Annotated in this window: 25 protein-coding genes and 1 other RNA gene; 12 read left to right on the top strand and 14 right to left on the bottom strand. The window is 29.5% G+C overall.

Going from position 1 to position 23,834, the window contains the following annotated elements; translation table 11 throughout:
- Positions 1 to 136 precede the first annotated feature (136 nt).
- Complete coding sequence (locus ACFDSN_RS01410; protein WP_375238033.1) at positions 137 to 1,177, bottom strand: PLP-dependent cysteine synthase family protein; 1,041 nt, start codon at positions 1,175 to 1,177, stop codon at positions 137 to 139.
- 67 nt (positions 1,178 to 1,244) lie between these two features.
- Entirely contained in the window at positions 1,245 to 3,311 is a 2,067-nt protein-coding gene (locus tag ACFDSN_RS01405) for a S9 family peptidase (RefSeq protein WP_375238032.1), read from the bottom strand.
- A gap of 128 nt (positions 3,312 to 3,439) precedes the next feature.
- On the opposite strand from ACFDSN_RS01405, the gene ACFDSN_RS01400 reads away from it, so the two are divergent.
- The gene (locus ACFDSN_RS01400; protein WP_375238031.1) at positions 3,440 to 3,751 is read left to right on the top strand and encodes a YbaB/EbfC family nucleoid-associated protein; all 312 of its coding nucleotides are present in this window, start codon (positions 3,440 to 3,442) and stop codon (positions 3,749 to 3,751) included.
- A gap of 116 nt (positions 3,752 to 3,867) precedes the next feature.
- Here the strand turns inward: ACFDSN_RS01400 and ACFDSN_RS01395 are convergent, their stop codons facing one another.
- Genes ACFDSN_RS01395 through ACFDSN_RS01385 form a run of 3 tightly spaced genes read right to left on the bottom strand, consistent with a single transcriptional unit; the run spans position 3,868 to position 5,476 of the window.
- Positions 3,868 to 4,218: a hypothetical protein gene (locus tag ACFDSN_RS01395; protein ID WP_375238030.1), complete on the bottom strand. Its 351-nt coding sequence runs from the start codon at positions 4,216 to 4,218 to the stop codon at positions 3,868 to 3,870.
- Positions 4,219 to 4,251: 33 nt separating this feature from the next.
- Positions 4,252 to 4,449, bottom strand: coding sequence for a hypothetical protein (locus ACFDSN_RS01390; protein WP_375238029.1), 198 nt, complete (start codon positions 4,447 to 4,449; stop codon positions 4,252 to 4,254).
- 7 nt (positions 4,450 to 4,456) lie between these two features.
- Positions 4,457 to 5,476 carry a threonine aldolase family protein gene (locus ACFDSN_RS01385; RefSeq protein ID WP_375238028.1) on the bottom strand — a complete coding sequence of 340 codons (1,020 nt, stop codon included), beginning with the start codon at positions 5,474 to 5,476 and terminating at the stop codon, positions 4,457 to 4,459.
- Between the two features lie 93 nt (positions 5,477 to 5,569).
- Between ACFDSN_RS01385 and ACFDSN_RS01380 the strand changes: the two genes are divergently transcribed.
- The 4 genes from ACFDSN_RS01380 (at position 5,570) to ACFDSN_RS01365 (ending at position 10,311) form a co-directional block, all read left to right on the top strand.
- A complete protein-coding gene (locus ACFDSN_RS01380) occupies positions 5,570 to 6,274 on the top strand; it encodes a hypothetical protein (RefSeq protein ID WP_375238027.1) in 705 nt (234 codons plus the stop codon).
- Positions 6,275 to 6,335: 61 nt separating this feature from the next.
- Positions 6,336 to 7,446, top strand: a protein-coding gene (prfB, locus tag ACFDSN_RS01375; RefSeq protein WP_375238026.1) for a peptide chain release factor 2 whose coding sequence is annotated in 2 segments (ribosomal slippage) — positions 6,336 to 6,398 and positions 6,400 to 7,446 — 1,110 coding nt in all. Because the reading frame shifts where the segments join, the coding sequence is not laid out codon by codon here.
- Between the two features lie 6 nt (positions 7,447 to 7,452).
- Complete coding sequence (arsC, locus tag ACFDSN_RS01370) at positions 7,453 to 7,794, top strand: arsenate reductase (glutaredoxin) (RefSeq protein ID WP_375238025.1); 342 nt, start codon at positions 7,453 to 7,455, stop codon at positions 7,792 to 7,794.
- Between the two features lie 78 nt (positions 7,795 to 7,872).
- Positions 7,873 to 10,311, top strand: coding sequence for a TonB-dependent receptor domain-containing protein (locus tag ACFDSN_RS01365; protein ID WP_375238024.1), 2,439 nt, complete (start codon positions 7,873 to 7,875; stop codon positions 10,309 to 10,311).
- Between the two features lie 175 nt (positions 10,312 to 10,486).
- On the opposite strand, the gene ACFDSN_RS01360 is transcribed toward ACFDSN_RS01365, so the two are convergent.
- The 6 genes from ACFDSN_RS01360 to ACFDSN_RS01335 all read right to left on the bottom strand — a co-directional run bounded on the left by ACFDSN_RS01360 (position 10,487) and on the right by ACFDSN_RS01335 (position 15,712).
- Positions 10,487 to 11,035: a 1-acyl-sn-glycerol-3-phosphate acyltransferase gene (locus ACFDSN_RS01360; RefSeq protein WP_375238023.1), complete on the bottom strand. Its 549-nt coding sequence runs from the start codon at positions 11,033 to 11,035 to the stop codon at positions 10,487 to 10,489.
- A 1-nt stretch (position 11,036) separates the two neighbouring features.
- Positions 11,037 to 12,119: an iron-containing alcohol dehydrogenase family protein gene (locus tag ACFDSN_RS01355; RefSeq protein WP_375238042.1), complete on the bottom strand. Its 1,083-nt coding sequence runs from the start codon at positions 12,117 to 12,119 to the stop codon at positions 11,037 to 11,039.
- Between the two features lie 37 nt (positions 12,120 to 12,156).
- Entirely contained in the window at positions 12,157 to 12,861 is a 705-nt protein-coding gene (locus ACFDSN_RS01350; protein WP_375238041.1) for an HAD family hydrolase, read from the bottom strand.
- A gap of 2 nt (positions 12,862 to 12,863) precedes the next feature.
- Positions 12,864 to 13,592: a 3-deoxy-manno-octulosonate cytidylyltransferase gene (kdsB, locus tag ACFDSN_RS01345; protein WP_375238022.1), complete on the bottom strand. Its 729-nt coding sequence runs from the start codon at positions 13,590 to 13,592 to the stop codon at positions 12,864 to 12,866.
- A 50-nt stretch (positions 13,593 to 13,642) separates the two neighbouring features.
- A complete protein-coding gene (locus tag ACFDSN_RS01340; protein ID WP_375238021.1) occupies positions 13,643 to 14,209 on the bottom strand; it encodes a DUF4126 domain-containing protein in 567 nt (188 codons plus the stop codon).
- Positions 14,210 to 14,281: 72 nt separating this feature from the next.
- A complete protein-coding gene (locus ACFDSN_RS01335) occupies positions 14,282 to 15,712 on the bottom strand; it encodes an ATP-dependent RecD-like DNA helicase (protein WP_375238020.1) in 1,431 nt (476 codons plus the stop codon).
- Between the two features lie 115 nt (positions 15,713 to 15,827).
- Between ACFDSN_RS01335 and ACFDSN_RS01330 the strand changes: the two genes are divergently transcribed.
- The 6 genes from ACFDSN_RS01330 (at position 15,828) to ACFDSN_RS01305 (ending at position 20,770) form a co-directional block, all read left to right on the top strand.
- On the top strand, positions 15,828 to 16,565 hold the full coding sequence (locus tag ACFDSN_RS01330) for a hypothetical protein (protein WP_375238019.1): 738 nt from the start codon (positions 15,828 to 15,830) through the stop codon (positions 16,563 to 16,565).
- Positions 16,549 to 17,367, top strand: a complete 819-nt coding sequence (locus ACFDSN_RS01325; protein WP_375238018.1) for a DUF3822 family protein — start codon at positions 16,549 to 16,551, stop codon at positions 17,365 to 17,367. The genes ACFDSN_RS01330 and ACFDSN_RS01325 overlap by 17 nt, the downstream gene beginning before the upstream one ends.
- Positions 17,367 to 17,912: an RsmD family RNA methyltransferase gene (locus ACFDSN_RS01320; RefSeq protein ID WP_375238017.1), complete on the top strand. Its 546-nt coding sequence runs from the start codon at positions 17,367 to 17,369 to the stop codon at positions 17,910 to 17,912. The genes ACFDSN_RS01325 and ACFDSN_RS01320 overlap by 1 nt, the downstream gene beginning before the upstream one ends.
- 68 nt (positions 17,913 to 17,980) lie before the next feature.
- Positions 17,981 to 18,772: a DUF3108 domain-containing protein gene (locus ACFDSN_RS01315; RefSeq protein WP_375238016.1), complete on the top strand. Its 792-nt coding sequence runs from the start codon at positions 17,981 to 17,983 to the stop codon at positions 18,770 to 18,772.
- Between the two features lie 9 nt (positions 18,773 to 18,781).
- On the top strand, positions 18,782 to 19,120 hold the full coding sequence (locus ACFDSN_RS01310) for an FUSC family protein (RefSeq protein WP_375238015.1): 339 nt from the start codon (positions 18,782 to 18,784) through the stop codon (positions 19,118 to 19,120).
- 90 nt (positions 19,121 to 19,210) lie between these two features.
- Positions 19,211 to 20,770, top strand: coding sequence for a M28 family peptidase (locus ACFDSN_RS01305; protein WP_375238014.1), 1,560 nt, complete (start codon positions 19,211 to 19,213; stop codon positions 20,768 to 20,770).
- 79 nt (positions 20,771 to 20,849) lie between these two features.
- Here ACFDSN_RS01305 and fsa read toward each other — a convergent pair whose 3' ends face one another.
- The 3 genes from fsa to ffs all read right to left on the bottom strand — a co-directional run bounded on the left by fsa (position 20,850) and on the right by ffs (position 22,641).
- Complete coding sequence (gene fsa, locus ACFDSN_RS01300; RefSeq protein WP_375238013.1) at positions 20,850 to 21,503, bottom strand: fructose-6-phosphate aldolase; 654 nt, start codon at positions 21,501 to 21,503, stop codon at positions 20,850 to 20,852.
- A gap of 93 nt (positions 21,504 to 21,596) precedes the next feature.
- A complete protein-coding gene (locus ACFDSN_RS01295; protein ID WP_375238012.1) occupies positions 21,597 to 22,400 on the bottom strand; it encodes an SDR family oxidoreductase in 804 nt (267 codons plus the stop codon).
- 142 nt (positions 22,401 to 22,542) lie between these two features.
- Positions 22,543 to 22,641, bottom strand: an RNA gene (ffs, locus tag ACFDSN_RS01290) — signal recognition particle sRNA small type.
- Positions 22,642 to 22,728: 87 nt separating this feature from the next.
- Between ffs and ACFDSN_RS01285 the strand changes: the two genes are divergently transcribed.
- Positions 22,729 to 23,763: a glutaminyl-peptide cyclotransferase gene (locus ACFDSN_RS01285; RefSeq protein ID WP_375238011.1), complete on the top strand. Its 1,035-nt coding sequence runs from the start codon at positions 22,729 to 22,731 to the stop codon at positions 23,761 to 23,763.
- The last annotated feature ends 71 nt before the right edge of the window (positions 23,764 to 23,834 follow it).

Genomic DNA, 23,834 nt, shown 5'->3' with positions numbered 1-23,834 from the left:
GTTTCAGGTAATTATAACCCCGCAAAATTAAGGAATAATATCCTTAAGGCATAATATTTTGCTATTGGTTATTAACAAAAAAGTTAGCCTAAAATTGAATTTTAGGCTAACTTTTAATAAAAATTTTATCGATTTGTTATTTTATGTACTGAACACTAGTTGTAGCTTCTTCATTTTGAGTATCAAAAAAGCCTTGATCTTTCATCCATTTATCGCTATAAATTTTACTCATATATCGCGATCCATGATCTGGAAATATAACTACAACATTATCTGTTGGTTTAAAATATTCTATTTCGTTTAATTGCTTTAAAGCTTGCATTGCTGCACCAGAAGTATAACCACAAAATAAACCTTCAGTATTTGCTAATTCTCTTGCTGAATGTGCACTTTCTTCGTCAGTAACTTTTATAAAATCATCTATGGCGTCAAAGTCTGTAGCTCCAGGGATTAAGTTTTTTCCTAAACCTTCAATTCTATATGGGTAAATTTCTTTTTCGTCTAATTCTCTTGTTTCGTGATACTTTTTAATAACAGAACCGTAAGCATCTACTCCAATAACTTTAATATTTGGATTTTGCTCTTTTAAATATTGTGCTGTTCCTGAAATAGTTCCTCCAGTTCCACTACACGCTACTAAGTGCGTTATTTTTCCTTCAGTTTGATTCCAAATTTCTGGACCAGTAGAATGGTAATGTGCTGCTATATTTAACTTATTAAAATATTGATTAATAAGTACAGAACCTTTAATTTCTCTATGTAGTCGCTTTGCAACTTCGTAATAAGATTTTGGATCGTCTGCTTTTACATTTGCAGGACACACATAAACTTTTGCCCCCATATTTTTTAGCATATCAATCTTATCTGGTGACGATTTTGAACTTACTGCTAAAATACACTTATAACCTTTAATTGCGCTAACCATAGCAATACTAAATCCTGTATTACCAGAAGTAGTTTCTATAATAGTATCTCCAGGTTTTAAAATACCTTCGCGTTCTGCTTGTTCAATAATATGTAAAGCGATACGATCTTTTGAAGAATGACCAGGGTTAAAAGCTTCTACTTTTGCTAAGTAATTACCTTTAAAATCCTTTGTTATTTTATTTAGTCTAATTAATGGTGTTTGACCTACTAAGTCTAATACACTATCAAAAACTTGTTTTTTATTATCCATATATTATGTTATAAGCCATAACTAAATAGTTATTCCAAACTTTGCAAAATTACAATAAATCGAGCAATTATTTGTTAATATTTTCTAAATCTAATAAAAATGCATATTCTAAAGCTACATCTTTCAATGCTTCAAATCTCCCTGAAGCTCCTCCATGACCAGCTGTCATATCTGTTTGCATTAACATAATATTATTATCGGTTTTTAATTCTCTTAGTTTGGCAATCCATTTTGCTGGTTCCCAATATTGCACCTGAGAATCGTGTAATCCTGTTGTTATTAATGTATTGGGGTAATCTTGCGCCACAACATTATCGTAAGGGCTATACGATTTCATATAATCGTAATACTTTTTCTCGTTTGGGTTTCCCCACTCATCATATTCTCCTGTTGTTAATGGAATGGTATTATCTAACATAGTTGTTACAACATCAACAAAAGGAACTGCTGCAATTACACCATTATATAACTCAGGATTTAAATTCATAATTGTCCCCATTAATAAGCCTCCAGCAGATCCACCCATAGCATATAAATGTTTTTCAGACGTATATTCTTCTTCAATTAAAAATTTAGAACAATCTATAAAGTCTGTAAAAGTGTTCATTTTTTGTAACATCTTTCCATCTTCATACCATTCTCTACCTAAATATTCTCCGCCACGAATATGACAAATGACGTGAATAAATCCGCGATCTAACAAACTTAATCTCACCGATGAAAACGACGGATCTATAGTAGAACCATAACTTCCGTAAGCATATTGTAATACTGGGTTTTTACCATTTAATTCTATGCCTTTTTTGTAAACTATAGACATTGGGATTTTTTCTCCATCTCTTGCTGTTGCCCAAAGTCTTTTAGAGTCGTATTTTGTTTTGTCAAAATCACCTAGAACTTCTTGCTCTTTTAGAATTGTTTTAGATTTTGTTTTAAAATTATAATCTATTACAGAACTTGGGTTTGTTAAAGAGTTGAATCCGTAACGCATTACATTACTTTCAAAATCTGGATTATTACCAACATAAGCAGTGTACGTTTCGCCATCAAAAGGTAAATAGTAATCCTCACTTCCATTCCAAGCTATAATGCGAATATTATTTAAACCATTTTCTCTTTCGTTAATTACCAAGTATTCTGAAAAAATCTCGATATCTTCTATTAAAACATCTGTTCTATATGGCAAAACATTTTGCCAATTTACTCTACTTGTTTGAGTTTCTAATGTTTTTTGAAGTTTAAAATTAGTTGCTCCATCTCCATTATTAACTATATAAAAATGATCTTGATAATGAGCAATATTATATTCTAAATCGCGAACACGTTCTTGAAAAACCACAAACTCTCCATTGGGATTGTCTGCATTCAAAATTCTGTATTCGCTTGTGGTTGTACTACTAGAGCCTATAATTAAATATTTTCTAGATTTACTTTTATACACAAACGTGTTAAATGTTTCGTCTGCTTCAAAATAAACTAAAACATCGTCTTTAGCATCGGTAAAAATCTTGTGATTATATACTTTGTCTGAGCGTAATGTCACTTCATCTTTTTTGGTGTAAAACAACGTTTCGTTATCATTTGCCCAAGTACAACTTCCTGTGGTGTTTTCTATTTTATCGCTAAAAACTTCGTTTGTTTTTAAGTCTTTAATTTGAATGGTATATTGTCTTCTACTTACTGTATCTGTTGTAAAAGCAATCTTTGTATTATCTGGACTTATGGCAAAACTTCCTAATTTAAAGTAAGTTAAACCTTTAGCCATTTCGTTACAATTAAACAGAATTTCTTCGTCTGCCTCTAAAGTTTCTTTTTTACGTGTGTAAATTGGATAGTCTTGACCTTTCTCAAAACGCGTAATATACCAATAACCTCTATATTTGTATGGCACAGATTCATCATCTTCTTTTATTCTGGCTTTCATTTCATCGAATAAAGATTTCTGAAAATTTTCTGTATGCTTCATCACAACTTTAGTATACGCATTTTCTTTGTTTAAATACGCTATAACTTCTCCGTTTTCTCTTTCGTTTAACCAGTAGTAATTATCTATTCTAACATCGCCATGTTTTTCTAATTCTTTGGCTATTTTTTTTGCTTTTGGAGCTACTAAATCTGTTCTAAGTTTCGTCATTTGTGTCTGTCTTCTAAAAACGTAAAAATAGTTTTTATTACATTAATTTTAAACACTTCTACGCTATTCTTTTCTTTTTAAAAACTGATTAATATCTTTGCTACTGAAATACTTAAAATGATACAATTATGTTTGGAGATATGATGGGAATGATGAGCAAATTAAAAGAAGCTCAAGCAAAAGTTGAAGAAACTAAAAAACGTTTAGATACAGTTTTAGTGGACGAAAAAAGTAACGATGGCTTACTTAAAGTAACTTTAACAGCTAATAGAACTATTAAATCTATTGATGTTAATGATGCTTTACTTGAAGACAAAGAACAATTAGAAGATTATCTAATTATGACGCTTAACAAAGCTATAACAAAAGCGACTAATATTAGTGAAGCTGAATTGGCTGCTGCCGCTAAAGATGGAATGCCTAATATTCCTGGAATGTAATTAATTACTTTTCCTTGTTAAGAGTTAAGAGCATAGAATCAAGATAAAAGACTACTTATTGTATTGAATTTGTAGTCTTTTTATTTATAATTCAGTTTATATTGAACAAATCTTCACTAACTTTGCTTTTTCCCTCCACTACTGCCAGGATATGGTAAAGGGCGATCATAATGTAATTTTTTATTAAAGGCATTATTTTTTAAATCTTCCAATTCAGGAAAATCAGATACTCGTGAATTTACAATATTAATTATTCTGTTAAGTTGATCATTTTTGAGGTGTGAATTCCAAATTAATTTATCACCATTCAATGCAATTCCTTTTACATCATTCAGTGAAACAGATTTAAGAAATTTTTCCCAATCATTTTTTAAATTCTTTTTATCATTTTGTCTATCAATATAAATAAACCCATAAATAACTAAGGCTATTATAAAAATAACACCTAAAAAATAAAATAACACCATATTTTGTTATAAATTTTAAACACAATTTCAGTTTTAAAACAGAACAAATTTAACTAGTAAAGTCACAAGAATTAAAGTACCTATAAATATTATTGCATTTGACTCAACATTATCCTCTAAAAACTCTATATACTTTTTTTTAGACTTCCAAAGTCGAGAAAACAACCAACGTAATGCCGCTCCTGGATATCTAAAAATTAAAAGAAGCATTATTTCAAATATAGCTTCCATAGTATTTTCATAATTTTATTAAAACCTCACAAAACCTACTATGCATAACATCTGTATAATCGTGATGCGTTACGACACGTTGTTTTCCTTGTCCCATATCGCTTAAACGGATATTGTTCAGTTTCATTTTGTCGTTAAATTCTGTTTGAGAAAACTTATTATTCAACTCAAAAATAACAATGTTCGTTTCTACAGGTTCTACTTTTTTAATGTAGTCTTGTTGCGCTAACAAATCGCCTAATTGTTTGGCTTTTTTGTTGTCTTCTTCTAAACGTTCCAATTGGTTATCTAACGCATAAATTCCTGCTGCTGCTAAAAAGCCTGCTTGTCGCATTCCTCCACCAAAAATCTTACGGATTCTTATGGCTTTTTCCATAAATTTAGCATCGCCAACCAAAACAGAACCAACAGGACAACCTAAACCTTTACTTAAACAAACAGAAATAGTATCAAACTGTTTTCCGTAATCTAAAGCCGTTTCGTTTTTAGCAATAAGTACATTCCACAATCTTGCGCCATCTAAATGAAATCCTAAATTTTTTTCATCACAAACTTTACGAATCTTCTTAATTTCCTCAAAATCCCAACAAGCGCCGCCACCTTTATTAGTCGTGTTTTCTATTTCTACTAAAGTAGTTAATGGACTATGGTAAAAATCTGGTGGATTTATAGCCTCAACAACTTGTTCTGCCGTAAACATTCCTCTATTTCCATCTAATAACTTACAAGAAACGCCACTATTAAAAGAAGCTCCGCCACCTTCATAATTAAAAATATGTGCATATTTATCGCAAATCACTTGATCTCCAGGTTGCGTATGTAATTTTATAGCGGCTTGATTTGCCATAGTTCCCGTAGGAAAAAACAAAGCTTGATCTTTACCAAACATCTTAGCAATTTTAACTTCAAGTGCATTTATAGATGGATCTTCTTTATAAACATCGTCGCCAACTTCTGCAGACATCATAGAATCTAACATACCTTTTGTTGGTTTTGTAACTGTATCGCTTCTTAAATCTATTATCATATTCTAAAAACCTTAATATAAAAACATAAAAATAAGTACTTTTATTTTTAGTTGAAGCGTTAAATTCTATTTTTGTTTAAATCAATTCTTCAAATGAAATTAAAACTTTCTTTATTCCTACTTTTTATTTCATCGATATTAAATTCCCAAAATTTAATTGATCAAAAAGATTTAGAACAATGTATTAAAGAATATTCAAAAGCTATTACTACAGAAAATATTGATTTAGAATTAAGTTTAATGCATCCAGCATTATTTCTAAATACAAAAAAAGATACAATAGTAAATCAATATTTTAGAGATGAATCAAAAAAAGATTCAACACTAATTAAGTATAAAAATAAACTTTTTATTATTCAGGAAATTTCAAAACCAATAAAAAGAGGTGATTTAGATTTCAAAGTAATCGATTTTATCTTAGTTAAAGAACTTACTTATAGTAAAAAACTTCTAAGTATAATGGATACTGTAGATATTTCCTATACAATTAGCAGGCATAAAAAATTCAATTCTAACAAATCAAAACTCAAGTATCCAAGAATGTGGATTTCATATAATAAAGAAACTGGTGTTGGACTATCTTATCGAAATAAAAAAATACTTGTTGTTAAAAACAGGATTAGCAATAAATGGTATTTTATATCAAATAGATGGTGGGATTTTAATAAGTCAACTGACAAGAGGTACATAATTGCTTGGAAAATAAAAAGAAACTATACTAAAAAACACTATTCAACTTTACCGTTTATAATTCCTAAAAAGCTATTAAAACAATTAAAACAAAGTAACAACTACTAAACTAATACAATTAAACACTAACTTTCCTATATTCGCTTAATATTAAAACATATTCAAATTAATGATTACTTCCGATCAAGTTAAACTCCTTAATACACGTCTAGGTAAGCTACGACACTATCTTTGACTTAGATAACAAGAAAATTCTAATACAAAACGAAGAAGAACAAACCTTTGACCCTAATTTCTGGAACGATTCTAAAGCTGCAGAAGTTATTATGAAATCGATTAGAGAGAAAAAGCAGTGGATTAAAGACTATGAAACATCTGAAGCTTTAATTGAAGATTTAGAAGTGATTTACGAGTTTTTTAAGGAAGATGAAGCTACAGCAGAAGATGTAACTAACCGTTTTGACGTAGCGGTAGAAAGTATAGAAAACTTAGAGTTCAAAAATATGCTATCGGAAGATGGCGATAAACTAAGTGCAGTATTACAAATTACTGCTGGTGCTGGTGGAACAGAAAGTTGTGATTGGGCAGAAATGCTAATGCGTATGTACTTAATGTATGCTGAAAAGAACGGATTTAAAGTCAAAGAATTAAATTATCAAGGTGGCGATGTTGCTGGAATTAAAACAGTAACTATAGAAATTGAAGGCGATTTTGCTTTTGGTTGGCTTAAAGGAGAAAATGGCGTTCATAGATTGGTTCGTATTTCGCCTTTTGATAGTAATGCTAAACGACATACAAGCTTTGCTTCGGTATATGTCTATCCTTTAGTTGATGATACTATTGAAATTGATATAAACCCTGCAGATATTGAAATAACTACTGCCCGATCTAGTGGTGCTGGTGGACAAAATGTAAATAAGGTTGAAACCAAAGTTCAGCTAAAACATAAGCCTTCTGGTATTCAAATTCAATGTTCAGAAACGCGTTCGCAACAAGATAACCGATTAAGAGCTATGCAAATGTTAAAGTCTCAATTGTACGAAATCGAGCTCCAAAAACAATTAGCGCTAAGGCAAGATATTGAATCGGATAAAATGAAAATTGAATGGGGAAGCCAAATTAGAAACTATGTTTTGCATCCTTATAAATTAATAAAAGATGTACGTTCTGGTCACGAAACCGGAAATGTAGAAGCTGTTTTAGATGGTAACATTCAACCATTTTTAAAAGCATATTTAATGATGATGGGACAACAAACCGAAGAAACTGATAATCTATAATTAAATATGATCAAAATATACCATAATCCACGTTGCAGTAAGTCACGTTTAGGCGTAGCACACTTAGAAAATAAAAACGTAGAATTTAACATTGTAAAATATTTAGACGAAAAATTTACAGTTAAAAAACTAACAGACGTTATTTCAAAATTAGGCTTTACTCCTATTCAATTAGTACGCAAAACCGAAGCTATTTGGAAAAGCGATTATAAAGGAAAAGAATTATCAGATGCTGAAATTATTGAAGCAATGGTTAAAAACCCTAAATTAATAGAACGACCAATTGTTATTAATAAGGATAAAGCTATTGTAGCAAGACCTACAGAATTAATTGATACAATTTTGTAGTTATATTAACAAAGCTTTAACCATAAAACCTTAAATCATAAGCTATTTTTGCAATCTTATTTTTGCAAAGATATACCCATGAATAAATTATTATTTACAATAACATTATTACTTTTTACAGTTATTGTTAGTGCTCAAAACATTACAGTAAAAGGGCAGATTTTAGAAAAAGGCACTAATTTACCTTTAGAATATGCTACAGTTGTTTTTAAAGACACTACTGATCCTAGTAATATTAATGGTGGTATAACAGATGCTTCTGGTAATTATGAGATTTCTGTTCCTACAGGTACTTATACTATTAGTTTTGAGTATATAGGATTTAAAACCGTATCATTAAAAAATCAGAATCTTAATAAATCTCAAACTTTAACTACACAATACCTTTTTGAAAATGCAGAATCTTTAGATGAAGTAAGCATTATAGCTGAAAAAACTACGGTTGAAATAAAGCTAGACAAAAAAATATACAATGTTGGTAAAGATTTAACCGTAAGAGGTGGAACAGTTAGCGATGTTTTAGATAATGTACCTTCGGTTTCTGTAGATGTAGAAGGAAATGTAGCGCTTAGAGGAAACGAAAACGTTCGTATATTAATTAATGGGAAACCATCAGGATTAGTTGGCCTAAGTGGTTCTGATGCATTGCGTCAATTACCTGCCGAATCTATTGAAAAAGTAGAAGTTATTACTTCGCCTTCTGCACGTTATGATTCTGAAGGAACTGCAGGTATTTTAAATATTATTTTAAGACGAAGTAAATTACAAGGATTAAATGGTGCCGTAAACACCAATGTTGGTTACAATCCTAGAGCAGGAATTTCTGGAAATATTAATTACAGAACTGGAAATGTAAATATTTTTAATACTACAGGTTATAGTTACAGAGAAAACCCAGGTAACTGGAGTACGTCTACTAGAAGGTATAATGAAACATACGATGATAATGGTCTATTAATTTTAGATGAACCAGATACATATTTAGACGAAACCAAACGTTTTAATAGACTTAGAAAAGGTTTTAATACAAATTTAGGTATTGAGTGGTATGTTAATGATTCTGCTTCATTAACCACTTCTATTTTCTATAGAGATAACGAAAACCGAGATAACACTAATAATGTTTTAGAACAATTTGACGAAAATAAAATTCTTACCAGTACCAGTACACGTTTTGATCCAGAAATTGCAGATGACAGAACTATACAATATAGCACAAACTTTACTAAAAATTTCGAAACTTCGGGACATAAATTAAGTTTAGATTTTCAATTTGAAGACACCTCAGAAGATGAAGATTCACCAGTACTAGTTAACAATATATTAAGCGAACAAGTTAACACTTTTAGCGATGAAACTCGCCTATTACTTCAAGGAGATTACGTTTTACCAATTGGTGAAAAACATCAGTTTGAAGCTGGTTTTAGAGGGAATTTTAACAACACCAATACAGATTATCAAGTACGATTTTTAAATACTTCAGGAACCAATTTTGTTTTAGATAGAGGTTTGTCTAATGAATTATTGTTTAGAGAATACCTTTACGCAGCATACACACAATTTGGAAGTAAAATTGGTAAATTTTCTTACTTATTAGGATTAAGGTTAGAGAATACTCAAATTACAATAAATCAAAAAACAACAGCAGATTTAACAAAGAAAAATTATACTGGCTTATTCCCTACTTTAAATTTTAGTTATGAATTAAGCGATAATGAAAATATTACTTTAGGTTATGCAAGAAGATTACGCAGACCTAGATCATTTTTTATTAACCCTTTCCCTTCAAGATCAAGTGTTACAAGTGTATTTCAAGGAAATCCTAATTTAGACCCAAGTTATTCTGGTCAATTTGATTTGGGTTATTACAAAAAATTTGGAAAATTAAGTGTTAATGGTTCTACTTATTATTCACACGCTACAGATGTGTTTAGTTTTCAAAGCTTTGATAATGGGGAAACTGTAACTGTAAATGGTGAAACTTTATCCGTTATACAACGTACACCTATTAACTTAGATACAGAAGATAGATTAGGTGCAGAATTTACACTTACTTACAACCCATCTAAAAAATGGCGTATAAATGCTAATTATAATTTTTTTAGAAATACAATTAAAGGAAACTCTCTTAATGGGTTAAGCCTTAACAACTCTAACAACCAGTGGTTTGCCAGACTAAGTAATAAATATACATTACCATATAGTATAGATTGGCAAACAAATTTATTCTATAGAGGTCCAAGAGAAGATGCACAAACAAAAACAGATGGTCTTTTTAATATGACTTTAGCATTTAGTAAGGACTTATTTAAAGAAAAAGCCTCTATAACATTTAACATAAATGATGTTTTTAATAGCAGAAAACGTTATCAATACACAACAACTCCAACTTTTGAAGGATCTAGTGAATTCCAATGGAGTGAACGTAGTTTTAATTTAGCATTTACTTATCGATTTAATCAAAAAAAGAAACGTGAACGAAATGGTGGTTTTGGTTCTGGAGATATGGAAGGATAGTTAATAGTTATAAAAAAAAAGCAACTTCATATTATAAAGTTGCTTTTTTTAAGTAGGTCAATGTTTCTTTTTAGGGACAAGTGTATGTTACTTGTTTAATTTATGTTTCATTTAGTTCTCCCACTATTATAAATATAACAATTACTATACCTAATTGTATATTAAGTTTAAAACCTTATGAGTTTTCAGGAATTTTCCCTTTAATACCTTTAAAAAAACCTTTTAAGTAAGCCATATCTTTTTCGAAGTCATTTGTTAAGTAATAAGGCTCAGATATATTATTTTGTTTGTTTTCAAAATCCAGTGTAAACATTATAATTGGCACATTAGCTTTTTGTGCAATATAGTAGAAGCCTGTTTTCCATTCCGAGACTTTTTTACGTGTACCTTCAGGAGCTAAAGTTAACCTAAACTCATCTTTATCTTTAAAAAACCCAGCAATTGCCTCTACTTTATTTTGCCCAGAAGTTCTATCTAAGGCTACGCCACCAACAGCTCTAAAATAGTAACCAAATGGCCAAGTAAACAATTCTTTTTTACCTACAAAATTTGTTTTCACTCCAACAATTTTTCTTAAAAACAATCCAATAAAGAAATCGTAATTACTTGTGTGTGGTGCAGAAATAATAACTGCTTTCTTTATGGTTTCTTTAGAAAAACTAGTGTTTCCAATTATTTTCCAACCTAGAATACGAAGATATATAAGCTTAGCTAACCAACGCATATTACATTTTTTTATATAAACCTTTTAGTTTTTCTCTAGTAATAGTTTTTTTCCAATTCTTACCAAGAGCATTTTCCCATAATGGTTCTAAACTTAAAGCAACATTAATCATAGTATCAAAATCTGAATCAGATAAGCCATTACAAATGCCTTGAGGTAAGGTAATATTATGTTTTTCCTTCATTTGCTTAAATAACGCTACTCCTTCAGGATAAAACTCTTCTAAATGATTAAAAACAATACAATTTCCAATGCCGTGTTTTGTACCTAGTAAATAACCTAAACCATAACTCATAGCATGCGCTACTCCAACTTGAGAATATGCAATACTCATTCCGCCATGCCAACTTGCCATCATTAATTGATCTTGAGCTTCTTCTGTTGTATATTTATCTTCTACAAAAATAGCTTTACATAACTCCAATGCTTTTTCTCCATAAGACTGGCTAAAAGCGTTTAAGAACGTACCGTTTAAAGATTCTATACAGTGAATATAACAATCCATCCCTGTGTAAAACCATTGGTCTTTTGGAACACCTTTAGTCAATTCTGGATCTAAAACTACTTGATCAAATGGTGTATAATCGCTATTAATTCCTAATTTCAATTTAGGACCTGTTAATACTGTAGTACGAGATACTTCTGCTCCTGTACCAGAAATAGTAGGAATTCCAACATGATAAATTGAAGGGTTTTTAACCAAATCCCAACCTTGATATTCTGAAGATGAACCTGGGTTTTTAATCATAATAGAAACTGCTTTTGCAATATCTAAAATAGTTCCGCCACCAATACCAATAATCCCTGAAGGTTTTTGCTTTGTATCTAATATAATTTGTTCTACCAATTCATCTATTTGAGATGTTTTTGGCTCTTCATCTGCAGAAGCATAAATAATTTTATCGTCATATTTTAAAGGAATTCTTCCAGTTAACCATGCATTTCCTTTAAAAACACTATCAACAATAAAAATAAATGGCGCATCAATATGAGAACGCTTTGGCTCTAATAACTCTTCTAATTGATTAAAGCTGCCTCGTCCAAAAACGATTCTAGCTACCATTGGGTAATTTTTATAACTCATTATGTCTTCTAACACGATAAAAGTATCGCTTTTTTAACTAATTTAATAATTTTGGTAAGTCTAAAATACAATTTAATGTTCTGTAGTTCTTACTGGTCATATTGTTTTCATTAACCAACTCATGTTGCCATGTGGTATGAAAAGGAATATGAATGGCATTTGCTTTTATATTTACTAATGGTAAAACATCTGATTTTAAGGAATTTCCAACCATTAAAAACTCTGATGGCTTAATATCTAAATGGTTTAAAAGTTTAGAATAATTTACCTCTTTTTTATCACTTAAAACTTCTATATGATGAAAATAATCTAACAATCCAGATTTCTCTAATTTTCTTTCTTGATCTAACAAATCGCCTTTTGTAGCAACAATTAACCTATATTTAGATGATAATTGTTTTAATGTTTCCTCTACGCCATCTAACAATTCTACTGGTTGATGAATCATTTCTTTTCCAATATTTAAAATCTGTTCAATAACTTGATTAGAAATAGTGTAATTAGATAGCTCTAAAGCCATTTCTACCATTGATAAAACAAATCCTTTTATACCATAACCATAAGTTGGCAAATTATCTATTTCTTTTTTAAATAACTCTTGATCAATTTTATTTTTTGTTTCAAATCCACGCAATAAATCAGCAAATTTATCTTCGGCTTCACGAAAATAAGTTTCGTTAACCCAAAGTGTATCATCTGCATCAAAACCAATAACTTTTATATGTTCGTAATTAGTATTCAATTTTACTTCCAAAGTTTTTTAGCACGTTCTAAATCTTCAGGTGTATCAATTTCTACACCTTGAACATTTGTTTCAACCATTTTAATACGTTTCCCGTATTCTAAATAACGAATACATTCTATTTTTTCTGATGCTTCTAATGTTTGCATTGGCAAATTATAGAAATCCATTATTGCTTGTTTTCTAAACGCATAAACACCTTTGTGTTTATAATATTTTGTTTCTACTTTACTATCTCTGGGATAAGGAATTGGACTTCTAGAAAAATACAGTGCAAAGTCTTTTTGATCTACAATTACTTTAACAGTATTAGGATTTTTAATCTCTTCTTTATCTGTAATATGTACCATTAAAGATGCTAGATCAACTTCGTTTTCAATATCGTTTTTAAAGACTTTTATTAGCTTTTTTAGTGAGTCTACTTCTGTAAATGGTTCATCTCCTTGAACGTTAACTACTATATCTATATCTAAATGTTCAACAGCTTCAGCAATACGATCGCTTCCACATTCGTGCTCTTTTTTACTCATCATTACCTTTCCGCCAACATTTTCAATTTCTCTAAAAATAATATCACTATCAGTAACTACAATAACATCATCGAATAAATTGGTAGCAACTGTTGCTTGGTAAGTTCTTGTAATTACAGGCTTTCCATTTAAATCCTGCATTAATTTTGCTGGAAAACGAGAAGCACTATAACGTGCAGGAATCATGGCTATAATTTTCATAAAATGGAATAGCGTTTAGATGAGTTTCAAAAATAGAAGAATAAAATAAGTTATGCCTTATTTCTTCTGAACTTTTTATATAATTTATGAATAACAAACAGAATTAAAACAACGAATAAGATGGCTAAAACAGGAATAAAAAGTGAAATAATAGACATCATAACAGATGTTCCTGTTTCTAGTGTTGCCACAACCGAATTTCCTATTCCTCCAGTAGTTGCAGTAGATGCTAAACGTGTGGCTCCAGTTGTTCCTGCAATTGCTGCTGCAGTTCCTCCACCAGCAATTATTGCTAAAGCCCAAGTAAAAACAGGACTTAAATCTGCAACTGTAGAAACCATAACTGCAGTTCCTGCAATTGCGGCCAATGGAATTGCTACCGAATCTAATAGATTATCTAAATATGGTAAATAATACGCAAAAATCTCGAAAACTGTTGCTACTCCTAAAGTAATTAATGCAGATGCACTTCCTATCCATTCCCAATTACTATTTAATTCCCAAACATTAAAATAAGCTGCTAGACTTAATGCAAATAATGGTACAAAAACTCTAAAACCAACAGATGCAGCTAATCCTATTCCTAAAAATATACTTAAAAGTGTTTCGAATGTCATTATATGATTTAGATTTATAGTGTTTATTAAAATTTTAAAAGTGCTTTTTATATTCTGAATACTTACACTTATTTATTCATTTTCAATAAAAAAAACATCTTTAAAACCAATAAGATACAATTTTTCTTTTGCTCTAGTTATTGCAGTATATAACCAACGTAAATAATCCCTATCTATTCCATTTGGCAAATACGGTTGTTCTACAAAAACAGTATGCCATTGTCCTCCTTGAGATTTATGGCAAGTTATTGCGTAAGAAAACTTAACTTGTAAAGCATTAAAATGTTTGTTGTTCTTTGTTTTTAAAAATTTCTTGTATTTACTGGTTTCGTCTTCGTAATCTTCTTGTACACTTTGATAAAGTCTATTTGAATCTTCGTAAGTTAAAGATGGTGTTTCTGCATCAATAGTATCTAAAAGTAAAACTGTTTCAAATGGTTTCATATTTGGATAATCTACCATTCTAACTTTTACTTCAGCAAATCTAAATCCATATAATTCTTTTATATTAAAGATTTCAAGAACTTCAATAATATCTCCATTTGCTATAAATCCAGCTTCGGTTGTTGGTTTAAGCCAGAAGTAATTATTTTTAACAACCATTAAATAATCACCAGAAGATAATTCGTTTTCATTAAATAAAATGCGACTTCTAATTTGTTGATTATACATATTAGCACGCTTGTTACTACGTACTATAATTGAAGTGTCTTCATAACCAAAACTACTATAAGCATCATTAATAGAATCCATAATTTCATAGCCATCTATTAATCTTACTATATCTTTAAAGCTTTTTAAATTGAATTTAAAACTATCGAAAAAATGTGAAGCTAAAGTTTCCCTTAATTCTGTAGCATTATATAAAATACCTGAATCTAAACCTTGTCTAACAACTTCGTCTAACTCTAAAAGTGATACATCTTTATTATAATTAAGACTTAATGTATCTTGATTTAATGCAGGACTTAAATCAGACTTTACTGGAGGCAACTGTGCTGTATCTCCTATTAACAATAATTTACAATCTTGACCTTGATACACATATTGAATTAAATCATCTAATAAAGAACGGTTTTCAAATAATTTAGAATCTCCAGGCGTATCTGGAATCATAGAGGCCTCATCCACAATAAAAATGGTTTTTTTATGCTTGTTTGGTTGTAAAATAAATTTTACGCCGCCACCAGATTCTTTTTTGGGGAAATATATTTTTTTATGGATTGTAAAGGCTTCTTTTTTTGCATAATTAGAAATAACTTTAGCTGCTCTTCCAGTAGGCGCCATTAAGACTGCACTTTGTTTTGCATGCCATAAATTACTTACAAGTGTACCAATAATAGTTGTTTTACCTGTTCCAGCAAATCCTTTTAATAAGAATAAACTGTTTTTATTATTATTAAAAATAAATTGAGATAAATGCAATAATAATTCTCCTTGTTTTTGTGTAGGCGTATACGGAAACGCTTGTTTTATAAGGGAATAGAATTGTTGACTCGTCATTATTAAATATAAAAAAGATTTAAAATGTAAATATAATTTGATTTTTAGTGGTATTAGGTTTTTACGAATAAAAAAAAATTGTAGATTTGTTGAAACGTTAATAAATTTTTTAAAGATGTATTTAATCTATATTATTCTATGTATTCTTCTAACAGTAGCAATTGTTTGGATGATTAATAAATTTGTATCTAATAAAATGAGACCTGTTGTACATATTGTATTATGGGCATTAATTGTCTTTTTAGCATACACAACATTTATGTCTGTTTACAACGAACTTAAGTTTAATGACATTAAAGATGATCGTTTTAAAGCTTCTATCACTAAACTAATTGATATTAGAGATGCTCAATTAGCACATAACGAAGTTAAAGGTAAGTTTACAAAAAACTTTGACAGTTTAGTTAAGTTTATAGAAACTGAAAAATTTACATTGACACAAAGACGTGACTCTTCTATTGTAGATGAAGAAGCTACAAAGGCTTATGGAGGAGTTACAACATATAAAGATATTGTTATTACAGACACCTTAGGATATGCATCTGTAAAAGATTCTTTATTTAAAACCTCTACACGTTATAAAACTATGATGAATGTACCTTTTGCAAAAGAAGGCACAACATTTAAAATGGATGCGGGTTTTATTACAGATAATAACGATAATAAATTAGCCGTGTTTGAAGCTTATATAGAAAAAGCAGCTATTTTATATGATCAACCTAAAGATTTAATTTTGAAAGAAAATCAAGTTATGTCTGTTGAAGCGGTAAATGGAGACGCCATACGTGTTGGATCTATGCAAGAAGTAAAAACTATTGGTAACTGGCCAAAAAACTATGGCGACAACGAGTAAAAATCAAATAAATACTATAACCAAAGACTTGTCCATTCAAATTAATTTGAATGGACTTTCTTTTTGTATCCTTAATACTGAATCTAATAGTATAGAATACTTAGAACAAATATTATTTCCCGGATTAAAAAACACAGAAACAGTTTTAGATGCGGTAAAACATATTTTCAATACAAATACGCAATTACACCAAAACTTTAAAAATGTAACGCTAATACATCAAAATATTTGGCAAACATTGGTTCCAAAAGCTCTTTTTAATGAAACACTTTTAACAGATTATTTAAAATATAATACTAAAATCCTTAAAACAGATTTTATAGCTTATGATGAATTAATTAGTAATATTGTTTCAGTTTATATACCATATACAAACATAAATAATTATGTTTTTGATCACTTTGGTAGCTTTACTTACAAACACCAATCTACAATACTAATAGAAAGTTTAGAACGAGAAAACAAACACAACCCTAAAACTAAAGCTTATATAAATTTCAATACAAGTTCTATAGACTTAATTGTTTTTAAAGCAGGTAAATTAGAACTTTATAATAGCTTTGAAACCTTTACACAAGAAGATGTTATATATTATATTTTATTCACCTTTGAACAATTACAAATCAATCCAGAAACAATTGATGTTTCAGTTATAGGTTTAATTACAGAAGACGATGCTAATTACAGAATATTATATAAATACATAAGAAATGTGGAGATTTATAAATCAAATTACAGCTTTACATTTAAATCTAAACCAATTTATTTACAACACTACTACTCTATTTTAAACTCTATCTAATGCGAATTATATCTGGCGAATTTAAAGGTCGAAGAATTATTGCTCCAAACTCATTACCTGTTAGACCAACAACAGATATGGCTAAAGAAGCCTTATTTAATATACTTAACAATCTTTATTATTTTGATGATATTAGTGTTCTAGATTTATTTTCAGGATCTGGAAATATTAGTTATGAGTTTTCCTCTAGAGGAACAACTAAAATTACGGCAGTAGATCAAGATTTTGGTTGTGTAGATTTTATAACTAAAACATCTGAAAAATTTGAAATGGATATTCAAACTATAAAAGCTGATGTATTTAAACTTCTACAAAAATTCGATAAGAAATCGGATGTCATTTTTGCAGATCCACCATACGATTTTGAAGATTTAGCCTTTAGTAAAATAGCAGAATTTGTTTTTAAATATAATTTATTAGAACCTAATGGTGTTTTAATAATAGAACATTCTAAACATACAAAATTAGCAGACTTACCTTTTTACAGCTACGGAAAAAGCTATGGCGGAAACTCGTTTAGCTTTTTTGAAATGCCCGAAGAATAATTTAAACAATATATTGGCATAATATATGTTTAATACACATCTATAATTCTATTTTAGAACCTTAACTTATGAAAAACTTTTTTTTTACCCTACTTCTATTTCTGAATATTTGCATTAGTTTTTCTCAAACCAACAAAGCTTTTACATTTGGAGAAAACTTAACCTTTTCTGCATCATATAATATGTCTGGAATTTTAACAGATGTTGCCGAAGTAAAAATGCAAACCAGTAAAATGAATACAAAATCTGGAACATTAATGCATTTAAAATGTACAGCAGCAACTTATAAAAGTTTTGATAGCTATTTTAAAATAAGAGATTTATACGAGAGTTATGTTAATCCTAAAAATATGCAGCCTTATTTATACCATAGAGAAATAGATGAAGGCGGACATTATAAATACACAAAATATAAGTTTAACTATAAAACAAGGAAAGTTGAAGCTTTATTAAGACAAAAATCCTCAAATTTTTCAAGTGGTTTTTGGGATAAGAAAAGTAAAAAAACATTCTCTTCAAACACTAAGGACTTAGTTTCTACAATTTACTATTTACGAACTTTAGACATAAAAAAAGCACCTATTGGAGCTAGTGATACTTTTACTATTCTCTTCGACAATAAAGAAACCAAATGTTCCTTTAAACTATTAGCAAAAGAAACTATAAACACTGCCGTTGGAAAAAAAGAATGTTATAAACTCGCAATTAACATATCTGCCTCAAACGTACTAAAAGGCTCAAACTCTAACTTAATTTGGTTAACTGCAGACGAAAACAAAATCCCGGTTTATGCTAAATTTAAAATTGCTGTTGGTAATGGAGAACTTAAAATAAAATCTGCTACTGGTTTAAAAAATTAATGTCATATTATGAAAAAAACATTTACAATTTTAGGGTTTTCTTTTGCAGTAATAGCAACTCTTTTGGCTGTTTTACCATTATATAAATTTTCTTTTATTCCAGCTATTTTGGCTTTAATTCTTAGTGTTATAGCTTTTGTTAAAGCAAGAAAAGATGAAAGTTCAACTCAATTTATTCAGCTTAGTTTATTACTTACTATAATTTCTTTAACATTATGTACTTATAAATCAATATTTACAAAAAATGAAATTGGAGATACTCAGAAATTAGAAAAAAGAGAAGAAAAAACTAAAGAAGAGGCCAAAGAAGAATTAGACGACTTAGATATTGATGGCTTAGAGTTTTAAAACACTAAATAATGTTAAAATTATATCAGTATTAAAGCAATTAAACAGATTTGTACTAAATTTAACTTTTAAACTAACTAATATATTTTTATGAAAAACCTTTTTACCATAGTAATTGCATCTACATTGCTTTATTCTTGTGGCAGCTCTCAAACTAAAAGTGAGGCTACAACAGCTATAAAAACTCAAGTAGATATTACTAAATACGGAAAAACAATTACAGAAACTGAATTAAAAACAGCCTTATATAAATATGCATCAGATGAGTTTCAAGGTCGTGAAACTGGAAAACCTGGACAAAAAATGGCTGTTAATTATTTAAGAGATACTTATAAAAGTCTTGGTATTTCTGCAGCAAAACCTGATGGAAACTATTTTCAAGATGTAGCATTAGAAATTAACGATGTTCCAACTGTAAACATTAGTAATAATGGTAAAGAATTTAAAAACATAGACGATTTTGTATCTGTAACATCATCTGGTACTGGAGTTATTAGTGCAAGTGAAATAGTTTATGCTGGTTTTGGAATTGAAGATGATAATTATAATGATTTTACAAATTTAGAAGTTAAAGGTAAAGTTGTTTTAATTAAATCTGGTGAACCAAAAAAAGAAGATGGAACATTTTTAATTACAGGAACTACAGAAGCCTCTAAATGGTCTAACTTTAGACAGCAATTTGCTTCTAAAAGAGATGTAGCTAAAGCAAAAGGTGCTAAAACCGTTTTATTTTATTACCCAGAAGTTTATGCTATGGCATCTAATCGATTTGGTAAATCTAGTGGACGAATGAGTTTAGCAGGAAAAGCTGACGAGATGTATTACTTTTTAATAAACACTGCTCTTGCAGAAAGTTTAGTTAAAGATATTTCTACTAGTAATACAGCAAAAACTATTACAACAGATTTAAAAATAGATTACAAAAATAATTCTAAGCCATTACAATCAGAAAATGTAGCAGCTTTTATTAAAGGTTCTGAAAAACCAGATGAAATTATTGTAATTTCTGCACACTTAGACCATGAAGGTGTAAAAGAAGGTGAAATTTATAATGGAGCTGACGATGATGGATCTGGTACAGTTGCTGTTTTAGAAATCGCTGAAGCTTTTGCTGAAGCAAGAAAAGATGGTAATGGGCCTAAACGTTCTATATTATTTTTAAATGTTACAGGAGAAGAAAAAGGATTATTAGGCTCTGCTTATTATACAGATGTTGACCCTATTTTCCCTTTAGCAAATACAGTAGCTAACCTAAACATAGATATGATTGGTCGTACTGATCCAAAACGTGAAAAACGTAATAGAGATTATTTATATTTAATTGGAAGCGATAAATTAAGTACAGATTTACATAACATTTCTGAAGAAGCGAATACTAAATATATGAATATAGATTTAGACTACACTTTTAATGATGATAACGATCCTAATCGTTTTTATTACAGAAGTGATCATTATAATTTTGCTAAAAACAATATTCCTGTAATTTTCTATTTTAATGGAACACATGATGATTATCACCAACCAAGTGATACGCCAGATAAAATCCAATACGATTTATTAGAAAACAGAACACGCTTAATTTTTTATACAGCTTGGGAAGTTGCTAATAGAAAAGATAGATTAATTGTAGATAAAGTAGCTAACTAAATACAACAGTTAGTAAAGTTTAAAAGCTAGTAAACTAAGTTCCCTTAGTTTACTAGCTTTTTTTAATTCAAAATTATAACTAATTTCCTTTTTTATAATCGGCTAAAAATTTAGCTAAACCAATATCTGTTAATGGATGTTTTAATAAACCTTCAATTGCGCTTAAAGGTCCAGTCATAACATCTGCTCCAATTTTAGCACAATCAATTATATGCATTGTATGCCTAACAGAAGCTGCTAAAATTTGAGATTGATACCCGTAATTATCATAGATATGTCTAATTTCTGCAATCAAATTCATTCCATCAGTAGAAATATCATCTAATCTACCAATAAAAGGAGATACATAAGTTGCTCCTGCTTTTGCGGCTAATAAAGCTTGTCCTGGAGAAAACACTAACGTCACATTAGTCTTAATTCCTTTATCGCTAAAATATTTACAAGCTTTAATACCATCTTTAATCATTGGCAATTTAACAACAATTTGATCGTGTAATTCTGCTAAGGCTTCGCCTTCTCTAACCATACCTTCAAAATCAGTAGAAATCACTTCTGCACTTACATCACCTTCAACAATATTACAAATATCTACATAATGCTTTAAAATGTTATCGTGTCCAGTAATACCTTCTTTAGCCATTAAAGATGGATTTGTTGTTACACCATCTAAAATTCCTAAATCTTGCGCTTCTTTAATTTGAGCTAGGTTTGCTGTATCTATAAAAAATTTCATATACTTATTTTTTCTTTATTAATATTGATAAACTAAAATACACTTTTTATGTTTTAAACAGTAAAAAACAAAACAATAATTAGACAGTACTAATTACAATTTATAATGATTTAGTAGTAATTTCTCATAAACTGTGTCTGGTAAAACAAATTTCAAAACAATAGAGAATTTCTGCATGAAAGCTCCAACTTTATAATGAATTTTAGGTTTTTTAGTCTCTATAACTTCTAACACTTTTCTTGCCACAGAAATTGGATCACTACTTTTATTAACATCTTCATCTACTGCAGTTAAAACACTTTCGTAAGCTTTTTCATATGGCGAGCCTTTTAAAACTGGTGCATGATAACGTCCAGCAGCAATATTAGTAGCAAAATCTCCTGGGGCAATATTGGTCATTTTAATATTAAAATCTTTAATTTCCATTCGGTACGCTTCTGTAATTAATTCTAAAGCTCCTTTACTTGCACTATAAATTCCACGATATGGCAAACCCATATAACCTGCTATTGAGGTTATATTAATAATTAATCCGCTTTTTTGAAGTCGCATTTGTGGTAAAACAGCATTTATAACACGCATTGGCCCAAAACAATTGGTTTCGAAATTATGAAGGACTTGCTCTTCAGGAATCTCTTCTAAAGGACCTGTTATTCCAACACCAGCATTATTAATAACCACATCTATTTTTCCTTCGGCTTTAATAACCGTTTCAATAGCCGATTTTATAGTTGTATTATCCTGTACATCTAAAGCGACTAATTTAAGCTTAGTCTCTGGGTAACGCTCTGGTTTTCGGCTTGTTCCATAAACAATGTAGTTTTTAGACAATAAAAACTCACCTATAGATTTTCCTATTCCAGAAGATCCACCTGTAATTAACACTACTTTTTGCATAACAACTATTGAAATTTAGAATACAAAATTACTAATGAAATTTAAAAAAATCGTCTAAAAAGAAAAAGATTTGAATATCTACTGATAAACAAATCTTTTGGTATAAGTTGATTGAAGTAAAAACCTCATTTTTGTACACAAAAAAAGGCAAGCTACCTACATCACACTGCTACAACCATTTACCTTTGCTTCGTTCCCGACCTGGAGGATTCAACAGGAGCTAGTTGTGTAGGACTTGCCGAGGCAAAGATACAATCTTTTAATATTTTCACAATGATTTTTTAAAATGAATTTTAATAAATAACTTGCTATAAAATTTATAGACCTTATGAAATTATTTAAACACCTTACAATCATATTTTTAACCGTTACTCTATTAGCTTGTGGCGACTCTAATTCTACTAAAGAAAAGCAGTTTTCATTAACTTTAAATACAAAAAACAATACTATTCCTGTAAACGAGACGTTAAAAATTACTTTAAATAATTTAAAAAAGAATACGGTTTCTAAAGTTACTTATCAATTAGATGGAAAAACAATAACAGAAAGCACTGATCTAAGTGATTTTAAATTAGGAGAACATACCATTATTGCTACAGTTAATTTTGATGGAGAATCTGAAACAGTAACCAAAGCACTTACTGTTTTAAATGATAAAGCACCTAAGTTTTTTAAATATGAAATAGTAAACACCTATCCTCATGATGCTACATCTTATACACAAGGTTTAGAATTCCATAATGGCGTTTTATATGAAAGTACGGGACAATATGGTGAATCTAAACTTAGAAAAATAGATTTTAAAACTGGAGAAGTTCTTAAAAATATTGATTTAGCTAAAACGTATTTTGCTGAAGGTCTAACAATTCTTAATAACAACATTTACCAATTAACGTGGCAAAACAAAAAAGGTTTTGTATACGATTTAGAAACCTTTGAACGTAAAAACAGTTTTAGCTATGGAAAAAGTGTTCAAGGTTGGGGTTTGTGTAATAACGGAACTGAACTGCTAAAAAGTGATGGAACTGCTAAAATTTGGACTTTAAACACAGATACTTTAACCGAAAATGGTTACATACAAGCTTACCATAATAAAGGTAAGATTGGACGTTTAAACGAACTAGAATGGATTGAAGGAAAAATCTATGCTAATATTTACGAGCGAAATGGTGTTGCAATTATAAACCCTAAAAATGGTGCTACAGATGCTATTATGGACTTTACAGCTTTAACCAAAGAAATTCCTAATTTCTCTTTAACAGATAACGTTTTAAATGGTTTAGCTTATAACCCAGAGACTAAAACGCTTTTTGTAACAGGAAAACGTTGGAATAAGATGTTTGAAGTTAAAATTATAGAATAAATCCCATTTACTAACTCAAAAGGTCTGTTTACTCATTACTAGTTTTAAAACAGGTTAAATAATTGGTTATT

This window comes from Aurantibacter sp. (assembly GCF_042094015.1).
GTDB lineage: Bacteria > Bacteroidota > Bacteroidia > Flavobacteriales > Flavobacteriaceae > Aurantibacter.
The sequence above is the reverse complement of the archived record's forward strand: the minus strand, read 5'-3'. Positions and strand labels throughout refer to the sequence as shown.

Excerpts from the sequence above, each read along its gene's own strand:
- ACFDSN_RS01410 (WP_375238033.1), bottom strand. The coding sequence starts at position 1,177 with ATGGATAATAAAAAACAAGTTTTTGATAGTGTATTAGACTTAGTAGGT.
- ACFDSN_RS01405 (WP_375238032.1), bottom strand. The coding sequence starts at position 3,311 with ATGACGAAACTTAGAACAGATTTAGTAGCTCCAAAAGCAAAAAAAATA.
- ACFDSN_RS01400 (WP_375238031.1), top strand. The coding sequence starts at position 3,440 with ATGTTTGGAGATATGATGGGAATGATGAGCAAATTAAAAGAAGCTCAA.
- ACFDSN_RS01395 (WP_375238030.1), bottom strand. The coding sequence starts at position 4,218 with ATGGTGTTATTTTATTTTTTAGGTGTTATTTTTATAATAGCCTTAGTT.
- ACFDSN_RS01390 (WP_375238029.1), bottom strand. The coding sequence starts at position 4,449 with ATGGAAGCTATATTTGAAATAATGCTTCTTTTAATTTTTAGATATCCA.
- ACFDSN_RS01385 (WP_375238028.1), bottom strand. The coding sequence starts at position 5,476 with ATGATAATAGATTTAAGAAGCGATACAGTTACAAAACCAACAAAAGGT.
- ACFDSN_RS01380 (WP_375238027.1), top strand. The coding sequence starts at position 5,570 with ATGAAATTAAAACTTTCTTTATTCCTACTTTTTATTTCATCGATATTA.
- arsC (WP_375238025.1), top strand. The coding sequence starts at position 7,453 with ATGATCAAAATATACCATAATCCACGTTGCAGTAAGTCACGTTTAGGC.
- ACFDSN_RS01365 (WP_375238024.1), top strand. The coding sequence starts at position 7,873 with ATGAATAAATTATTATTTACAATAACATTATTACTTTTTACAGTTATT.
- ACFDSN_RS01360 (WP_375238023.1), bottom strand. The coding sequence starts at position 11,035 with ATGCGTTGGTTAGCTAAGCTTATATATCTTCGTATTCTAGGTTGGAAA.
- ACFDSN_RS01355 (WP_375238042.1), bottom strand. The coding sequence starts at position 12,119 with ATGAGTTATAAAAATTACCCAATGGTAGCTAGAATCGTTTTTGGACGA.
- kdsB (WP_375238022.1), bottom strand. The coding sequence starts at position 13,592 with ATGAAAATTATAGCCATGATTCCTGCACGTTATAGTGCTTCTCGTTTT.
- ACFDSN_RS01340 (WP_375238021.1), bottom strand. The coding sequence starts at position 14,209 with ATGACATTCGAAACACTTTTAAGTATATTTTTAGGAATAGGATTAGCT.
- ACFDSN_RS01335 (WP_375238020.1), bottom strand. The coding sequence starts at position 15,712 with ATGACGAGTCAACAATTCTATTCCCTTATAAAACAAGCGTTTCCGTAT.
- ACFDSN_RS01330 (WP_375238019.1), top strand. The coding sequence starts at position 15,828 with ATGTATTTAATCTATATTATTCTATGTATTCTTCTAACAGTAGCAATT.
- ACFDSN_RS01325 (WP_375238018.1), top strand. The coding sequence starts at position 16,549 with ATGGCGACAACGAGTAAAAATCAAATAAATACTATAACCAAAGACTTG.
- ACFDSN_RS01320 (WP_375238017.1), top strand. The coding sequence starts at position 17,367 with ATGCGAATTATATCTGGCGAATTTAAAGGTCGAAGAATTATTGCTCCA.
- ACFDSN_RS01315 (WP_375238016.1), top strand. The coding sequence starts at position 17,981 with ATGAAAAACTTTTTTTTTACCCTACTTCTATTTCTGAATATTTGCATT.
- ACFDSN_RS01310 (WP_375238015.1), top strand. The coding sequence starts at position 18,782 with ATGAAAAAAACATTTACAATTTTAGGGTTTTCTTTTGCAGTAATAGCA.
- ACFDSN_RS01305 (WP_375238014.1), top strand. The coding sequence starts at position 19,211 with ATGAAAAACCTTTTTACCATAGTAATTGCATCTACATTGCTTTATTCT.
- fsa (WP_375238013.1), bottom strand. The coding sequence starts at position 21,503 with ATGAAATTTTTTATAGATACAGCAAACCTAGCTCAAATTAAAGAAGCG.
- ACFDSN_RS01295 (WP_375238012.1), bottom strand. The coding sequence starts at position 22,400 with ATGCAAAAAGTAGTGTTAATTACAGGTGGATCTTCTGGAATAGGAAAA.
- ACFDSN_RS01285 (WP_375238011.1), top strand. The coding sequence starts at position 22,729 with ATGAAATTATTTAAACACCTTACAATCATATTTTTAACCGTTACTCTA.